Annotated in this window: 11 protein-coding genes; 3 read left to right on the top strand and 8 right to left on the bottom strand. The window is 72.6% G+C overall.

What is annotated here, in order from left to right:
- Positions 1–162: 162 nt before the first annotated feature.
- The 7 genes from ACFWWR_RS04555 to ACFWWR_RS04525 form a co-directional block, all read right to left on the bottom strand.
- Positions 163–1,122: a threonine/serine dehydratase gene (locus tag ACFWWR_RS04555; protein WP_384301945.1), complete on the bottom strand. Its 960-nt coding sequence runs from the start codon at positions 1,120–1,122 to the stop codon at positions 163–165.
- Positions 1,123–1,203: 81 nt separating this feature from the next.
- Positions 1,204–2,232 (bottom strand): polyprenyl synthetase family protein, encoded by a 1,029-nt coding sequence (locus ACFWWR_RS04550; protein WP_384301943.1) that lies wholly within the window; start codon positions 2,230–2,232, stop codon positions 1,204–1,206.
- A complete protein-coding gene (locus ACFWWR_RS04545) occupies positions 2,229–3,269 on the bottom strand; it encodes a tetratricopeptide repeat protein (RefSeq protein WP_384301941.1) in 1,041 nt (346 codons plus the stop codon). Before ACFWWR_RS04545 ends, ACFWWR_RS04550 begins: the two co-directional genes overlap by 4 nt.
- A gap of 185 nt (positions 3,270–3,454) precedes the next feature.
- Positions 3,455–4,132 carry an AIM24 family protein gene (locus ACFWWR_RS04540; RefSeq protein ID WP_383867489.1) on the bottom strand — a complete coding sequence of 226 codons (678 nt, stop codon included), beginning with the start codon at positions 4,130–4,132 and terminating at the stop codon, positions 3,455–3,457.
- A 102-nt stretch (positions 4,133–4,234) separates the two neighbouring features.
- Positions 4,235–5,668: a CAP domain-containing protein gene (locus tag ACFWWR_RS04535; RefSeq protein ID WP_384301939.1), complete on the bottom strand. Its 1,434-nt coding sequence runs from the start codon at positions 5,666–5,668 to the stop codon at positions 4,235–4,237.
- A 94-nt stretch (positions 5,669–5,762) separates the two neighbouring features.
- Positions 5,763–7,001 (bottom strand): serine hydrolase domain-containing protein, encoded by a 1,239-nt coding sequence (locus tag ACFWWR_RS04530; protein WP_384301937.1) that lies wholly within the window; start codon positions 6,999–7,001, stop codon positions 5,763–5,765.
- Positions 7,002–7,149: 148 nt separating this feature from the next.
- Positions 7,150–7,887 carry a hypothetical protein gene (locus tag ACFWWR_RS04525; RefSeq protein WP_384301935.1) on the bottom strand — a complete coding sequence of 246 codons (738 nt, stop codon included), beginning with the start codon at positions 7,885–7,887 and terminating at the stop codon, positions 7,150–7,152.
- Between the two features lie 95 nt (positions 7,888–7,982).
- Here ACFWWR_RS04525 and ACFWWR_RS04520 point away from each other — a divergent pair, with 95 nt between their 5' ends.
- The 3 genes from ACFWWR_RS04520 (at position 7,983) to ACFWWR_RS04510 (ending at position 12,522) form a co-directional block, all read left to right on the top strand.
- Positions 7,983–9,155, top strand: a complete 1,173-nt coding sequence (locus ACFWWR_RS04520) for an ROK family protein (RefSeq protein WP_384301933.1) — start codon at positions 7,983–7,985, stop codon at positions 9,153–9,155.
- A gap of 39 nt (positions 9,156–9,194) precedes the next feature.
- A complete protein-coding gene (locus ACFWWR_RS04515) occupies positions 9,195–11,027 on the top strand; it encodes an alpha-galactosidase D (protein WP_384301931.1) in 1,833 nt (610 codons plus the stop codon).
- A 331-nt stretch (positions 11,028–11,358) separates the two neighbouring features.
- Positions 11,359–12,522, top strand: coding sequence for an SGNH/GDSL hydrolase family protein (locus ACFWWR_RS04510; RefSeq protein WP_384302116.1), 1,164 nt, complete (start codon positions 11,359–11,361; stop codon positions 12,520–12,522).
- Position 12,523: 1 nt separating this feature from the next.
- Here ACFWWR_RS04510 and ACFWWR_RS04505 read toward each other — a convergent pair whose 3' ends face one another.
- Positions 12,524–15,499 (bottom strand): AAA family ATPase, encoded by a 2,976-nt coding sequence (locus tag ACFWWR_RS04505; RefSeq protein ID WP_384301929.1) that lies wholly within the window; start codon positions 15,497–15,499, stop codon positions 12,524–12,526.
- Positions 15,500–15,521 lie beyond the last annotated feature (22 nt).

The following is a 15,521-nucleotide window of genomic DNA, read 5'->3' as shown; positions in this document are numbered from 1 at the left end:
ATCCCTCGCTGAACCGCTGGCTCTCACCTTTCACACAGGTACGGCGCCCGCGGCGGGATGTGTTCAATGATTCCTCAACGGAAGGGCGTCTCTTTTCTTTTGTTCACCTCCTGTACGACAGGTCAGTAGGAACTGCCCGCCGAACGACCGGAGTTGCCCGTCTCAGCGCAACCCGAACCGTTCCGACCAGGCCAGCACGTCACCGGTCGTCGTGTTGCCCCCGCACACGACGAGTCCCAGCCGGGCTCCCTCACCGACCCGCTCCAGGACCTGCCGGGCCGCGGGGAGCAGGCAGCCGGCGGCTGGTTCGGCCCACACCTTGGCGTGGTCGGCGAGTTCGAGCGAACCCCGCACGGCCTCCCGGTCGGGGACCACGAGCACCTCGGTGACCAGGGCGGACACGTGGTCGTAGGTCAGTTGTGACACGGAGGGCGCGCTCAGCGTGGACACGATCGACGACAGCGGGACCGCTACCGGGCCGCCCACCGCCAGCGCCCGGGACATGGCCTCGGCACCCTCGGTCTCCACACCCCAGATCCGCAGGCCCGGACGGCGGGCGCGCAGCGCGGCCGCGACACCGGCGATCAGTCCGCCGCCCCCGACACTCACGAGGACGTCGGTGAGCTCGTCGGCGTCCTCGGCGAACTCCAGGCCGACGGTGCCCTGCCCGGCGATCACCACAGGGTCGTCGAACGGGTGCACCAGCGTCAGCCCTTCGTCCCGCAGTCGGGTCACGAGCGAGAACGCGCCGTCCATGTCGTCGGTCAGCCGCACCGAGGCGCCCGCCTCCCGCACGATCTCCACGGAACGGGCGGGCGCCGAACGCGGCATCACCACCGTCGCCTTCACGTCGAGGGCCGCCGCCATGACCGCGAGGGCGATCCCGTGGTTGCCGCCGCTGACCGCCACGACCCCGGCGGCCCGCTCGGCCCCGCTCAGCGACAGCAGCTTGGCCGTCGCCCCGCGCGCCTTGAAGGAGCCGGTGCGCTGCAGCAGCTCGAGCTTCGCCGTGACGGGGACACCGAGCAGCGTGGACAGGCCGGGGCTCGGCACTGTCGGGGTGCGTACGACGTGTCCGGCGATCCGCTCGGCCGCGTTCTCGATCTCCGTGATCCCGATCAAGGGTGTCATCCTCCCGGCGCGGGGCGATGATCCACGCCGCCTCGCACCCTGGCGTGCGGCGCGGCGCGGGTCAACCCGGTGTCAGAGGTCGCGCCGCACGAGGAAGTCCAGCAGCGACCGCAGGTCGGCGGCCGCGCCCGACACGATCGGCACGTCGGCGAGGGCCGAGTCCACGGCGGTGACCCGACGGCGTGCCTCGTCCAGGGCCGCGGCCCGGCCGCCCGCCTCGTCGATCAGCGCGGCAGCTTCCTCGGGCTCCTCGGCGGATTCCAGGAGAGCGACGAGCCGTCCGGTCGCGGGGCCCGGAGAGTCGAGCGCCGCCAGCACCGGGAACGTCTTCTTCCGCTCCCGCAGATCGCCGTGGACGGGCTTGCCGGTGACGGCCGGATCTCCCCAGACCCCCAACACGTCGTCGACGATCTGGAACGCGACCCCGAGGTGCCGCCCCGCCCGGTCGAGCGCGGTGACCGTGGCGGGCGGCGCACCGCCGAGCAGGGCGCCCAGGGCGGCCGCGCAGCCCAGTAGCGCGCCGGTCTTGTGTTCGGCCATCGTGCGGTACGCGTCCGGCCGTACCCGGCGCGGCCCCGTCCACGGACGCGAGGCGAACAGCAGGTCGTCGGCCTGCCCGCGCACCAGGTCGCCCAGCGCCCCGGACAGCAGACGCAGGGCCGCGGGGCCGCCCGTCGGCGTCGCCGCGAGCGTCTCGACGGCCTGGGCGAACAGCGCGTCTCCCGCGAGGACCGCCGGCCCGGTGCCGTACGCCTTCCACACGGTCGGGCGGCGGCGCCGGGCCGCGTCGCCGTCCATGATGTCGTCGTGCAGCAGGGAGAAGGCGTGCACCAGCTCCGCCGCGACCGCCGCGGGCACCCCGGCCCGCCCCGACGCACCGGCTGCCTCGGCCCCGAGCACGGCGAGTGCCTGCCGCACCCCCTTTCCGCCGGGAGCGACGGCGGGCCCGCCGCCCACCTCGCACCAGCCGAAGGAGTACGCGGCCATCTCAGCGACCCACGGATGCATCCGCCCGACGGCTTTCCGTAACGCGGGCCGCACCAACGCGCGGCAGCGGTCGAGGACTTCGGGCGCGGCTACGGCCGACGTCAGCGCGGTCACCGTACGGCCTCGGTCCGCAGGCCGAACTCGTCCTGCGCCCGCGCCACCATCTCCCGCGCGTGCCGCAACCCGATCCGCTCCAACACGCGCGTCAGGTCCGTCAGTTCGGCCGCCGTCTCGGCGCGGTCGCGGCCGAGCCGGGCCAGCGACTTGGCCAGCCCGAGCCGGGCCAGCGCCTCCCCGCGCGGCTCGCTCATCGCACGGAACTCCGCCAGAGCCCGCTCGTACAGATCTCGGGCCTCGGTGTAACGCCCGGCGCGGTAGAGGACGTTGCCGCGCATCTTGTGGTTGTACGCCAGCGCGCTGGACAGCTTCATCGTCCGGCACGTCGTCTCCGCCTCGGACAGCAGGGCGAGCGCCCGCTCGGTGTCGCCGTCGCGCACGGAGACGACGTCGGCGAGCCCGCGCAGTGCCCAGGCGTGCCCCCGCCGGTCCTCGGCGCCCGCGGCGATACCGGCCGCCTCCTCGAACATCGCGTACGCCGTGTCGTACGCACCGGTGTTGCGGTGCATCTGCGCGATGCCCTCCAGCGCCCACACCGTGTGCCGCGCCTCGCCGCGCCGGCGGGCCTCGGCGAGCAACTGCTCGTGCAGCCTGCCGACGGCCTCGTAATCGCCCTGGATACGGCCGGTCTCGGCCAGGCCCGCCAGCGAGTAGCCGCGGACGACGACGTCCTGGCCGCGCTCACCGAGTTCGGCCGCGAGCTCCAGGAGTCGCCGGGCCAGGGCCAGGGCGCCGCGCTGCCGGGCCAGTGTGCCGCCGCTCCACAGCGCCCAGGCCATCGCCGCGAGGTCCCCGGCCGCCCGGGCCGCCCGGTAACTCGCCTTCCACGCCCGGTCCGCCTCCGCGATCCGGCCCAGCCGGCGGTGCGCCTCGGCGACCGCGAGCCCGGAGCGGGCGGCCTCCCCGTGCTGTCCGGTGCGCTCGGCGGCCCGCAACTGCTCGGTGCCGGCGGCCAGTACGTCGGTCAGCGAGGAGTTCACGGACAGGGTGGTGAGGGCGCCCTGGTACTCCGGGGCGAATGCCTTGCCGTACATGCATGCCTTTCGGTCCGTATGGCCCGTCGTCTATACAACGCGTGTATAAATCGCGTGTATACACGGCGGGTATAGTCCGTCGGAAATCAGCCCCGGCCCGAAAGCCGGGGCCTGGTCTGTCGCCGATCAAGACGCGGACGGAGCCGAACGGGTTGCCCGTGAGGCGCAGATCACCTCACGACGCCTCAGTGCTGCTGGGGTTTCTGGGGCGTGGCCTCGCTCGGCCGGACGACGACATGTCCCTGGCCCTGGAGCATCAGCTGCACGGCCTCGCCGGAACCGCCGCGCAGCATCGATCCGATGGACTGCGAACGGTGCAGGGAGGTTTGCAGCCCCGCCGTCCAGCCGACGACCGCGTCCGTGTCGACGTACACCGGATACTGCGGCGAGACCGGAATGACCAGCGGATCGCCGTCACACACCAGGCCCAGCTTGCCGTGCCCGGTGAACACACTGTTGAACAGGCCGCCCCCGGTCATGCCGGCACCCTTCACGGTGGCGATCCGGTACGACAACGAGGCGTCGAAGCACAGGACGTTGCGGCCGTTGACGGTGAACTCGTCGCCGGGGTCGATCTCGACGACGAAGCAGTTCTGCGCCTCGTGCGCGAACCAGGCCTCGCCCTGCCCGCGCACCGCCATCAGGGGAAGCCCCTCACCGGTGACCGCGCGCTTGAGCATGCCGCCCACGCCCTGGCCCTTGCGCTCGAACTGGAGATTGCCGCGGTAGGCGACCATAGCCCCCTGACGGGCGAGCATCTCGCCGTTCACCGCGTACTTGACGCACTTGGAGTTCTGGACCGTCATACCCGGCGCGGCGGCAGGCTGCACCATGTGCTCGCTGGAAAACAGGTCACCCTTCATGCAGGCATCCTGTCCCGGAGGGATGCGTTCCGCCAAGATCGCGAGCCGGGGCGCTTTCCGGATACGGCTGTCTCGGGAGCGGCTGCCTCGAAAACGGCCCCCTCAGGCGCCGAACAGCTGTGTCCAGTACGTGCCCGCCGGGCCGCCGCCCGCGAAGCCGACCCCTATGTGGGTGAACGCGGGCTTGAGGATGTTGGCACGGTGCCCCGGGCTGTTCATCCAGCCCTCGACGACCTCGGCCGCGGAGCGCTGGCCACAGGCGATGTTCTCGCCGATCGAACGCCGGGTGGAGCCCGCGGCGGCGGCCCGGTCCCATGGCTGAGTGCCTTCGGGCGAGGTGTGGGAGTAGAAGGCGCGGGCCGCCATGTCCGTGCTGTACGCCTGCGCGGCGGCGGCCAGCAGCGGATCCACCGCGAGCGGCGGCAACCCGGCCCGGGCACGCTCCCGGTTGGTGAGCGCGACGACATCGGCCTGCGCCCGCGCCAGCTCGGCGGGCGTGAGGGGCCTCGCCCACAGAGCGGTCCAGTACGTGTCGCCCGATCGGGCATCCGTGACGTACGCCAGGCCGACGTCCGTGAACGCCGGGTCGTGCAGGGTGCGTCGGGGCTGTTCGGTCCGCAGGCAGTACGCCACGAACTCGGCAGGGGTGCGCGGGCCGGAGACCAGGTGCTCGCCGACCGTGACATAGGCGTATCCGGCGGCTGTGACGCGCTGGTGGACGGAGACGCCGTCCGCGCCCTGAACGCCGAGCTGCCCGGCCGAGGCCATGGCGGCCGCGTGGGCGCGCGCCGCGGCGGCGAGCCGTGCGTCGAGGGAGACCGGGGGCGAACCGACGGAGGTACGGGCGGAGTTGACCAGCCCGAGGAAGCCGTCGGGTTCGGGGGCGGCCGGCGTCGGTGCCGGGCGGGCCGGGGGAGGGACGCGGGGTGCCGGTCGGGTCAGGGTTGGTGCGCCGGGTGTCGGGCGTCCCGGGCGTGTCGCGGAGGGAGCGTTCGGTGTCGGCCGGGGCGTCGTCGACGTGGCGGACGGCGTCGAGCGGGTCGGCGGCGGCGATGGGTCGTCCGCGACGTCCACTCCGAAGTCGCGGGCCAGACCGGCCAGGCCGTCGGCGTAGCCCTGCCCCAGTGCTCGCAGCTTCCACCCGTCGCCGCGTCGGTAGAGCTCCGCGAGGAGCAGGACGGTCTCCTGGCGAGGGCGGGGCGGGGCGAACCGGGCGAGGGAGCGGCCGCCCGCGCCGGTGACGTGCAGGGTGGGGACGGGCAGCCGGCCCAGGGGAGTGGCGGGATCGGCGGCGCTGACCACCACCGTGACCCGGGTGGCGCCGGCACGCAGGCCCGGCGGATCGACGGTCAGCGTGTCGCCGTGCAGACGGGCGCCCGGAGCGGCCGGCTGGTTGTAGAAGACGAAGTCGTCGTCGCCCCGGACCTTGCCGCCGTCGTCCGTGATCAGCGCGGACACGTCGAACGGGCCGGGCACCCGGACGGTCACGGCACCGTCCGGGAGAGGCAGATTGCCCCCGGGGACCAATTCGCTCATCGTGCCGCCCTGATGTCGTCGTTCGGGGCCCCTGGGGGGTCGTCCGGACAACGTGCGTCGGCAGGTGAGCGTTCCCCGTCCGTACGGCCGGCGGTCAGTCCAGGGTGATCTGCGGAGCGAGGTCCTCGTGCCGTTCGAGTGGCGTGACGGATCCACGCGTCGCCTTGGTCCGCTTGCCGCAGAACGCGGACTCCAGCGTGCCCAGCATCGTGTTGAGGACCGTACCGTTGTTGGACGTGGTGGCGAGTGCGCTGAGGCTGCGCCCGCCGTGCTTCGTGGTGAAGGCGAATGTGTAGTAGCCCTGGACGGCACCCGTGTGGCCGTACACGGACACACCGCACGACAGGCTGCGGCGGCGCAGCCCGAGCCCGTAGGACTGATTGCTGCCCGCCGGCACCCACCGCTGCATCTGTGCCAGTTGCGCGACCGAGGTCAGGCGGCCGCCGAGCAGTGCGGTGAGGAAGGTGTTGAGATCCCGGGTGCTGGAGATGAGCGCGCCCGCGCTCTGCGCCCAGGACGCCGTCTGTCTGGTGGCGTCGACCAGCGCGCCGCCCGTCTGGTCGGGGGTGAGGTACCCGCGCGCGTGGCGGCCGGGGATCTCCGTGGCGGGGTGCACGTAGAAGGTGTCCCGCAGCTGCAGGGGCGTGATGATCCGGTTCTGGTACTCGGTTCCGACGGAGCGGCCGGTCAGCTTCTCGACGAGCATCCCCGCGATGACGAAGTTGGTGTTGGAGTAGGAGTAGACGGCGCCCGGCGTGTGGGTCGGCGGTCGGCGCAGCGACTGGTCCACCAGCTGCCGCGGGGTGAAGACCTTCGTACGGACCGCCTCGAAGCCCGGGACCGTCCTCGCGAACATCTCGCCCGTGTAGTCGTACAGTCCGCTGCGATGGCTCAGCACGTGCCGCACGGTGATCCGGCTGTCGGGCAGCAGCCCCGGCAGATGGCGGTTGACCGAGGAGTCGAGCGTGAGCTTCTTCTCGTCGACCAGTTGCAGGAGCACCGTCGAGGTGAAGATCTTGGTGACGCTGCCGATGCGGAAACGGTCCGTGTTGCCGATGGCCCGTTCGGTCTCGCGGTCGGCGACGCCCGCGGCGGCCAGACGTACCGTGCCACCGCTGTCGATCCGTGCCATCGCGCCGGGCGCCCCCTGCTCCAGCGCCGTGCGCAGGACGCTCCGCAGACCGGTGAGGTCGGGTTTCGGCAGGGTGCCGGCCGAGGTGGTGTCGGCCTCGGAGGCCGTCGATGCCCGGGGTACGGCATGCGCGGGAACCGCCAGCAGGGACAGCAGAACCGCCCCCACCACCGCGCTCCTGCGCACTGTTGCTGATGCCATGCGACTGACTCCTGTCCTGTCGGGGAGTCACATCGGCACAGTGGCCACACGGTTGGTCACCCTGGTCACCTGGTCACTCGGTGATCACTGCGCGATGCGGATGCGCGCAGTATCGCTGCCGAAGCGCCCAAAACCGACCATTTCGGGTCTAGGTCCACCGTCGTTCCACCTGTTCGGACACGGAGAACACGACATCGCAGGACGGGCATCGGGCCTCGCCGAACACATACGTCAGCGCCTGGGCGACCTCCGGCCGGCCCGCCCTCGCCGCCGCCTGGTGCAGCCGGGCCCCGATGCCCTCCAGTTGGTCCGGGGTCGCGGGTACGAGCTCGGCCCGCCCCTCCTCGCCCACGGCGCCGGGGCCGACGTAGTCACCGGCCACGGCGAAGGTCCCGTACGAGCCGAAGGCGACGAAGAGGCCGTCCTCGCACCCCGGGCAGTCGAGTTCGTACTCCCCGTCACACACCCCCTCCAGCTCCCGTGACCACACGGGAACGCCCTCGAAGGCGAGGACGGACTGCAGCAGGTAGGCGAAGGAGCTCTCGTCCACAGTGGGGTCGTCGAGCAAGCCACGTGCGACTCCCAGCAGTTCGCCGATCTCTCGCGCGAACCGGGCCCAGCGTGCCGCGTCCTGGTCGGACGCGATCAGCCCGGCCATGAGCACCGCCTGTATCGGCTCGCCGGGCGCGCGGCCCAGCGCGATGTCCCTGAGGGCGGGCATCGCCATCCAGCTCGCCTCGTACACGTCCCCCTGGTGGCACAGTGCGGACCAGAGGTCGTTCCACACGGCCTCGTCCTCAGGTCCGCCGAGGCGGGCGAAGAGGGCCGGAACGTCCTCGGCGGAGCCGTAGGCGTGGGTCAGCTCGTGCCAATGGGGCGTCGTCATGCGGCGATTGTGCCGTGGGGGACCGACAGTCCGGCGGCCCGCGAATTCTGCTTCTTTTATTGACGACGGAAAAGAACCCCTCTAGGTTCCCGGCCATGCGCCAGACTCACCGGGCCGAGACCTTCCCCGCCAACACCCCGGCCGCCGCACAGATCTTCACCACCGCGCTGTCCCAAGGCCCCCTCACCCGCCTGGAGCTGGCCCGGCGCGCCGGGCTGTCACCGGCCGCCGTCACCAAGGCGGTCCGGCCGCTGATCGAGGCCGGGTACCTCGTGGAGGACGCCGCCGAGGAGGCGCGCCCCGTGCTCGGGCGGCCCGCGAACCTCGTGAGGGTCGACGGCGGGCGGGCGCTGTTCCTCGGGATCAAGGTGACCGGCGACGAGATCATCGGCGTGCTCACCGATCTGTGCTGCCGGATCCGCGCCGCCCGCCACGTACCGCTGACGGACCGTGACCTCAAGGTGGTGCTGGCCGCGACCGGGGAGGTGGTCCAGGAGTTGCTGGCCGAGGCGGACGGCGTCGGAGCGGGGGTCCTGGGTCTCGGCATCGCCGTCTCCGGCGACGTCGACCGCGGCGCGGGAGTGGTCCGCTACTCGCCGTTCCTTGAGTGGCGCGACGTCCCGCTGGCCGAACTCGCCGCCATGACCACGGGCTTGCCGGTCACTGTGGACAACGATGTGCGTGCCCTGACCGTGGCGGAGCAGTGGTTCGGCGCGGGCGCTGGCCTGTCCGACTTCGCCGTGGTGACGGTCGGCGCCGGCATCGGCTGCGGCCTCGTCGTGCACGGCCGGGTGGTCGCCGGCGCGCACGGGGTGGCCGGCGAGATCGGCCATGTGACCGTCGACCCGACCGGCCCCCTGTGCCACTGCGGCAACCACGGCTGCGTGGAGGCCATCGCGGGGGACGCCGCGATCCTCCGGCGGATCCGCGAGACCACGGGCTTCGACGTCAACGACACCGCGGAGGCCGTACGCCTCGCCCGCGGCGGGGTCGCCGGAGCCCGCGAGGCCTACGCGCGCGCGGGAGAGGCGATCGGCCGCGGCATCGCCACCGTGGCCAACCTGCTCGGCCCCGAGCGCGTGATCATCTCCGGCGAGGGGCTGGCCGCCCACGACCTGTTCGCGGAGCAGATCCGCGACGCCTTCGCCGCGGCCGCCTTCGGCTCCGCCGCGCGGTGCGACGTACAGACCCGCCCGCTGCCCTTCGAGGAGTGGGCCCGCGGGGCCGCGGCCACCGCGATCCAGTCCTTCATCCGAGCCGACAGCTAGTCACCCACCCACAGAGCCGACACCCAGGAGGTACGACCCATGTGGTCATCCTCGTACTCCGTCCTGCCCGCACGCGCCCTGACAGCCGTGGTGGTGCTCGCCCTCACGGCGGCCGCCGCGCCCGCGGCTCACGCGGACACCGCCCCGGCCCCCGCCGCGCCTGCGGCGGCTCACGCGGACACCGCCCCGGCGCCCGCCCTCGCGGCCAAGCCCTACATGGGCTGGTCCAGCTGGAGCATGCAGTCGTCCAAGTACCCCGGCCTCAACCCGGACGGCGACTACAGCTACCTGACCGAGGTGAACGTCCTCAAGCAGACCGACGCCATGGCCGCAAAGCTCAAGAAGTACGGCTACGAGTACGTCAACATCGACGCCGGTTGGTGGCGCGACAGCACCTGGAAGCCCGGGTTCGACGAGTACGGGCGCCAGAAGGCCGACCCGGTCCGTTTCCCCAGCGGTATGAAGGCCGTGGCCGACCGCATCCACGCCAAGGGCCTCAAGGCCGGCATCTACCTGCCCGCCGGCCTGGAGAAGGAGGCGTACGGCGCCGGCAAGGTCCCCGTCCGGAACGCCGACGGCTGCACGACCGCCGACATCGTCTACGACGACCTGCGCACCACCAACGGCTGGGACAGCTCGTACAAGCTCGACTTCGCCCGTCCCTGCACCCAGAAGTACATCGACTCCCAGGCGCAGCTCATCGCCGACTGGGGATACGACTTCCTCAAGCTCGACGGCGTCGGCCCCGGTTCCGGCAAGAGCGGCGACCAGTACGACAACGTTGCCGACGTGGCCGCCTGGCACAAGGCGATCGCCGCCACCGGCCGGCCGATCCACCTCGAACTGTCCTGGTCCCTCGACATCGGCCACGCCGCCGACTGGAAGAGCTACTCCAACGGCTGGCGCATCGACACCGACGTCGAGTGCTACTGCAACACCCTGGTCAGCTGGGAGAACTCCGTCGACGACCGCTGGGACGACGCCCCCGCCTGGACCCGGCACGCCGGCCCCGGCGGCTGGAACGACCTCGACGCCCTGGACGTCGGAAACGGCGAGATGGACGGCCTCACCAAGGCCGAGCGGCAGAGCTACGCCACCCTGTGGGCCATCGCCAAGTCCCCCCTCTACACCGGCGACGACCTCACCCGCCTCGACTCCTACGGGCTGTCCCTGCTGACCAACCGCGAGGTCATCGCCGTCAACCAGGGCGCCACCCCGCCCGCACGCCCCGTCACCCCCTCCGATCCCCAGCAGGTGTGGGCCGCGAAGAACCCCGACGGCACCTACACCGTCGCCCTGTTCAACCTCGCCGACGCACCAGCCGCCGTCACCGCCGACTGGTCCACCCTCGGCTTCACCGGTAAGGCGGCCGTCCGGGACCTGTGGAACCACGAGAACCTCGGCACGTACAAGAACAAGGTCACCCAGACCCTCCCCGCCCACGGCTCCCGCCTGTTCACCGTCATCCCTCGGGGCAGTGCGCTCACCGCGACCGCCTACGAGGCCGAGTCCCCGGCGAACACTCTCACCGGCAACGCCTCCCGCACCGGCTGCTCCACCTGCTCCGGTGGCACGAAGGTCGGCAACCTGTACCTCGGCGGCAAGCTCCGCTTCAACGACGTCGTCGTGGCCAGGGCCGGCACCTACTGGGTCAAGGTGGCCTACGTCAGCGGTGACGCCCGCTCGGTCGACGTCTACGCCAACACCGGGGGTGTCACCCGCCACAAGTTCCCGTCCACCGGCGACTGGGGAACCGTCGAGACGGTCGGCGTGCCGGTCACGCTGAAGGCGGGCAGCAACACGATCACCTTCGACAGCGGTCCGGGCTACGCCCCTGACATCGACCGCATCGACGTCCCGAAGTCGTCCTGACCGCCTCCCCGGAGCGGAGCCCCCAGGGACACCGACCGCCCTTCCGGCAACTGCCCGGACGCGACCTCCTCCCGGCCCTGTCCGAAGCGCGGGCGCAGTTCGGCTCCCTCACCGGGGCCGGTGCCGGCGGCTGCCGCGTCGAGCTGGACCGGCGGGGCGGCCGGCGGACCCGGGCACGGATCCGTGGCGTGGGTGGCCGGACCACCGCAGTGGCATACGGCGATAGGGTCCGTACCGTGAGCCTGAAGCCCGGAGAGTCCGTCACGTTGCAGGATCTCGCACCGTGAAGGTCCGCCTCGCGCGTGCGGGCCGCGCGGTCGTCGTCCTGCTGCTGGCCTCCGCCTGCCAGTCCACGTCCACACCGGCCGGAACCTTCGACGTCCCCGCCGGCGTGATCACCTGGGGAGCGAGCGCCGACCGCTTCGGCGAGGCCGCCGCCGACCGCGGCTACCGGTTGGTCGTGCACACCAGCGTCGGGGGCCGCGATCCGCGGATCCGGCTCTCCAACGCCTTCGGGGACCGCCCGGTCACCTTCGACAGCGTGTACGCCGGCCTCCAGAAAAAAGGCGCCGAACTGGTCCGCGGCAGCAACCGGAGGCTGACCTTCGGCGGGGCTCGCTCCGTCACCGTCCCCGCCGGGGAGACCGTACTGAGCGACCCGCTGCCGGGCAGGCTGCCCGCCGCGAGCAACCTGGTGGTCAGCCTCCACACGTCCGACGCGGCGGGCCCGGCGACCGGTCACTGGATGGCCATGCAGACGTCCTACGTCACCCGGGGCGACCACACCGCCGAGGAGAGCGCCGCGAGCTGGACGGAGACCACCGGCTCCTGGTTCTACCTCGACGCGGTCTCCGTCCGGGCCGGCGCGGACACCGGAGCCGTCATCGCCCTCGGCGACTCCGTCACCGACGGCTGGCAGTCCACCAGCGACCGGAACCGGCGCTGGCCCGACTATCTCGCACGCCGCCTCCAACGGGCGGACACCTCGGTCAAGGGCGTCGCCAACGAGGGCATCGCCGGCAACAAGGTTCTCGCCGACGGTGCCGGACGAAGTGCCCTGAACCGGCTGGACCGGGACGTGCTCTCCCAGCCCGGCCTGCGCACCGTGTTCCTCTTCGAGGGCGTCAACGACATCAAGGCCCACACGGGCGTCACGGCGGACGACCTGATCGAGGGCTACCGCGAGATCACCGACCGGGCGCACGCGGCCGGCAAGTGCGTCGCCGCGGCCACCGTCGGCCCCTTCGAGGGCTGGTCCGAATGGGACCCGGACGCCGAGGCCGTACGCCGGGAGGTCAACGAATTCATCCGCACCAGCGGCGAGTTCGACACCGTCACCGATTTCGACCGCATCCTCCGAAGCCCCTACGACCCCGAGCGCATCCACCCCACCTTCGACGGAGGCGATCACCTGCACCCCAACGACAAGGGAATGCAGGCGATGGCCGACGCCGTCGATCTCGAGAGCTTGGACTGCGCCGACCCGCTGCCGTAGCTCAGGACGACGACCCGCGGCCCGATCCGCTCGGCTCCGGGGTGATCAGGCCCTCCCGGTAGGCGACGGCCACCGCCTCCGTACGGCTCGCCGCGCCCAACTTGGCGAGGATGTTGGAAACATGGACGCTCGCCGTCTTGCCGCTGATGAACAGCTCCTCGCCGATCTGCCGGTTGCTGCGGCCGAGGGCGAGGAGCCGCAGCACGTCCTGTTCGCGGGCGGTGAGGATCGCGGCACGGTCGGCGGCGGACGGGGTGTCCGACAGGCGGCCGCGGCGGATCAGGGAGTTCAGCTGATCGAGGAGCGGTGTCGCTTTGAAGCGCAAGGCCGTCTCCCGGGCCGCGCGGGCCTGTACGGCCGCCTCCTCACGCCGGTCGGCAGCCAACAGGGCCTCCGCCAGTCGCAGTTGGCAGCGCGCCCGCTCGTACACGTCGCCGAAGTCGAACGCCTCGACCGCCTTCGCCCAGGCCGCCGCGTCCGGCCCGGTCACGGTGCGCGCCCACTCCGCCTCCGTGCGGGCCAGCCAAGCCTGCCCCTCCGGCCCCTGCGGTGTGCCGTCGTCGCCGCGCACGGCCGTGACGCGGGCCAGGTCGCGGAGTTCGGTCGCCGTGGCCGCCCAGGCGCGCGCCCCGGCCTCGTCCCCGGTGCGGCGGAGTGCGACGGCCCGGTCGGCCACCGCGGACAGCGCGAGGGCGGCCAGCCGGACCGTGACGTCCGGAAGGGTGCCCGCGTCGTCGGTGAGGGCCGCGACGGTGGACCGCATCCGCTCCACGGCCGCCTCCGGCTTCCCCCGCTGCGCCGCCGCGTCGGTCAGCACGATGCCCGCGACCAGCGTGCCCATCCAGTCGAACGGCCCCTCCAACAGGGCGCAGGCCCGGTCGGCGGCCTTGAGGTCACCGCGCGCCAGCGCCACGTACAACGCGGGCCCGACCGTGTAGCTCCCGGCCGCCGGCAGTACCTCGGCGTCCGAGGTCGCCGCGCCGACGCACTCGTCCCAGCGGCCCAGCGTGTACAGCACCAGCAGCCGGAGATAACGCATCTCCAGCGGATACGGCGAGGACAGCAGCCCCGCGCGCCGGGCCCGGTCAAGCCCCTCGGTCAGCCACGGCAGACACTCGTCGAGGTCACCCGACTCGAAGCAGCCGACGGCGAGGTTGAACAGGGCGCGCATCTCCACCGGCGCGTTGCCCGAACCCCGCGCGAGGTCCCGGGCCTCCCGCAGCCGCTCCCGGCCCTCCGGGGTGCGGCGGCCGCCCCCTTCGAGAGCGGCCAGGGAGACGAGCAGGTCGGCCCGGGCGTCCGCCACGTCCAGTTGCTCGGCGATGGCCAGGGCCTGCCGGGCGACCCGCAACGCGGTCTCGTTCGCACCGACCTGACGCGCCGCCATGACGTGGGTGGCCGCCGCCCACACCCAGGTGCGGGACGGCGGATCGGCGGGGATCAGGGCGAGCGCCTCGCTGCTGTAGGCGAAGGCGGCGGTCAGACTGTCGACGGTGATCAGGTTCCCGGCGAGTGTGTACCGCACCCGGGCGGCCAGCTCGGAGTCCGCGTCCTGACCGATACCCGCGAGCGCGGCCCGGGTGAGGGACACCGCCCGGTGTGCCTCACCGGCGTGCGCGGCCGCCGCGGAGGCGCGCAGGGTGAGCGTCACCCGGTCGACGCCCTCCCCGGTGGGCCGCGCCGTCGGTTCCACCGCCGACCACAGGTTCAGGGCGGCTTCGAGGTGTCGTAGCTCCTCGGCGGGCGCGCCGACCCGCTGGGCGTGGTCCGCGGCCTCCAGCGAGGCGGCGAGTGCCTCGGGCAGGTCGTGGCTCTCCCGGTAGTGGTGGGCGCGCTCGGCGGCGCTCTCGGTCCGGTGTCCCCGACCGGCGAGCAGCCGCGCGAACGCGCCGTGCAGCCGGGACCGCTCACCCGGGAGCAGATCCGCGTACACCGCCTCGCGGGCCAGGGCGTGCCGGAAGGCGTACGTGTCGCCGTCCCCGGGTGTCAGCAGTTGCCGCCCCACGGCCTCGCGCAGCGCCGACTCCAGCTCGTCCTCGGGGAGTCCCACGGCCTCCCGCAACAGGTCGTGCTCGACGCGGCGCCCGGCGACCGCGGCCGTGCGCAGCACCTGCTGGGCGGTGTCGGAGAGCTGCTCGAAACGGATGAGGAGGACGTCCGCGAGACCACTGGGAACCCCGCCGACGTCCGTCTCCGTGGCGGCGACCAGTTCCTCCGCGTAGAAGGCGTTGCCCTCGGCGCGCTCGACGATCCGGCGGACCGTGGCGTCCGGGAGCGGACGGTCCTCCACCGCGCGCACCAGGCGCGCCACCTCGGCATCCGCCATGGGCCGTAGCTCCAGCCGTTCCACGGCGGGCAGCCGCACCAGTTCGGCCAGCAGCGGACGCAGCGGATGGCGGCGGTGCAGGTCATCGGCTCGGTAGGAGGCGAACACCGCCAGCCGGTGCGTGGGCGCGCCGCCCGCCGCCCGCTGGAGGATGCCCCGGCTGAGGAGGAACCGCAGGAGGTCCCGGGAGGACTGGTCGGCCCAGTGCAGGTCCTCCAGGACGAGCAGCAGGGGAGCGATGTCCGCCAGATCGGCCAGCAGCCCCGCGATGTCCTCGAACAGCCGCAGCCGTCCGCCCACGTCCCGCACGGCGTCCGTGCCGCCGCCCAGCAGCCGGTCGACCACCGGATGCCCGGCGAGGGCGCCCGCGAACCGCTCGTCGCCCGCGAGCACACCGAGGACCTCGGTGAACGGCAGATACGGCAGACCGACGTCACCGAGGTCCACGCAGTGCCCGGTGAGCACCGTCATCCCGGCCCCGGCGGCCCGCCCGGCCACCTCGTCCAGCATCCGCGTCTTGCCGACCCCGGCGTCCCCGGCGATCAGGACCGCGCGCGCCTCACCGCCCCGGGCGCGCTCGAGCAGCCCGGAGAGGCGGGAGAGTTCTTCATCCCGGCCGATGAGCGGTGTGGTGAACGAGGTCTGCGGCACGCATCCATCCTGGCACGCGGAA

The organism is Streptomyces sp. NPDC058678 (assembly GCF_042714835.1).
GTDB lineage: Bacteria > Actinomycetota > Actinomycetes > Streptomycetales > Streptomycetaceae > Streptomyces.
The sequence above is the reverse complement of the archived record's forward strand: the minus strand, read 5'-3'. Positions and strand labels throughout refer to the sequence as shown.

Bases quoted from the DNA above. Each gene is read 5' to 3' on its own strand.
- ACFWWR_RS04535 (WP_384301939.1), bottom strand. From the start codon at position 5,668: ATGAGCGAATTGGTCCCCGGGGGCAATCTGCCTCTCCCGGACGGTGCC.
- ACFWWR_RS04545 (WP_384301941.1), bottom strand. From the start codon at position 3,269: ATGTACGGCAAGGCATTCGCCCCGGAGTACCAGGGCGCCCTCACCACC.
- ACFWWR_RS04515 (WP_384301931.1), top strand. From the start codon at position 9,195: ATGTGGTCATCCTCGTACTCCGTCCTGCCCGCACGCGCCCTGACAGCC.
- ACFWWR_RS04525 (WP_384301935.1), bottom strand. From the start codon at position 7,887: ATGACGACGCCCCATTGGCACGAGCTGACCCACGCCTACGGCTCCGCC.
- ACFWWR_RS04520 (WP_384301933.1), top strand. From the start codon at position 7,983: ATGCGCCAGACTCACCGGGCCGAGACCTTCCCCGCCAACACCCCGGCC.
- ACFWWR_RS04540 (WP_383867489.1), bottom strand. From the start codon at position 4,132: ATGAAGGGTGACCTGTTTTCCAGCGAGCACATGGTGCAGCCTGCCGCC.
- ACFWWR_RS04530 (WP_384301937.1), bottom strand. From the start codon at position 7,001: ATGGCATCAGCAACAGTGCGCAGGAGCGCGGTGGTGGGGGCGGTTCTG.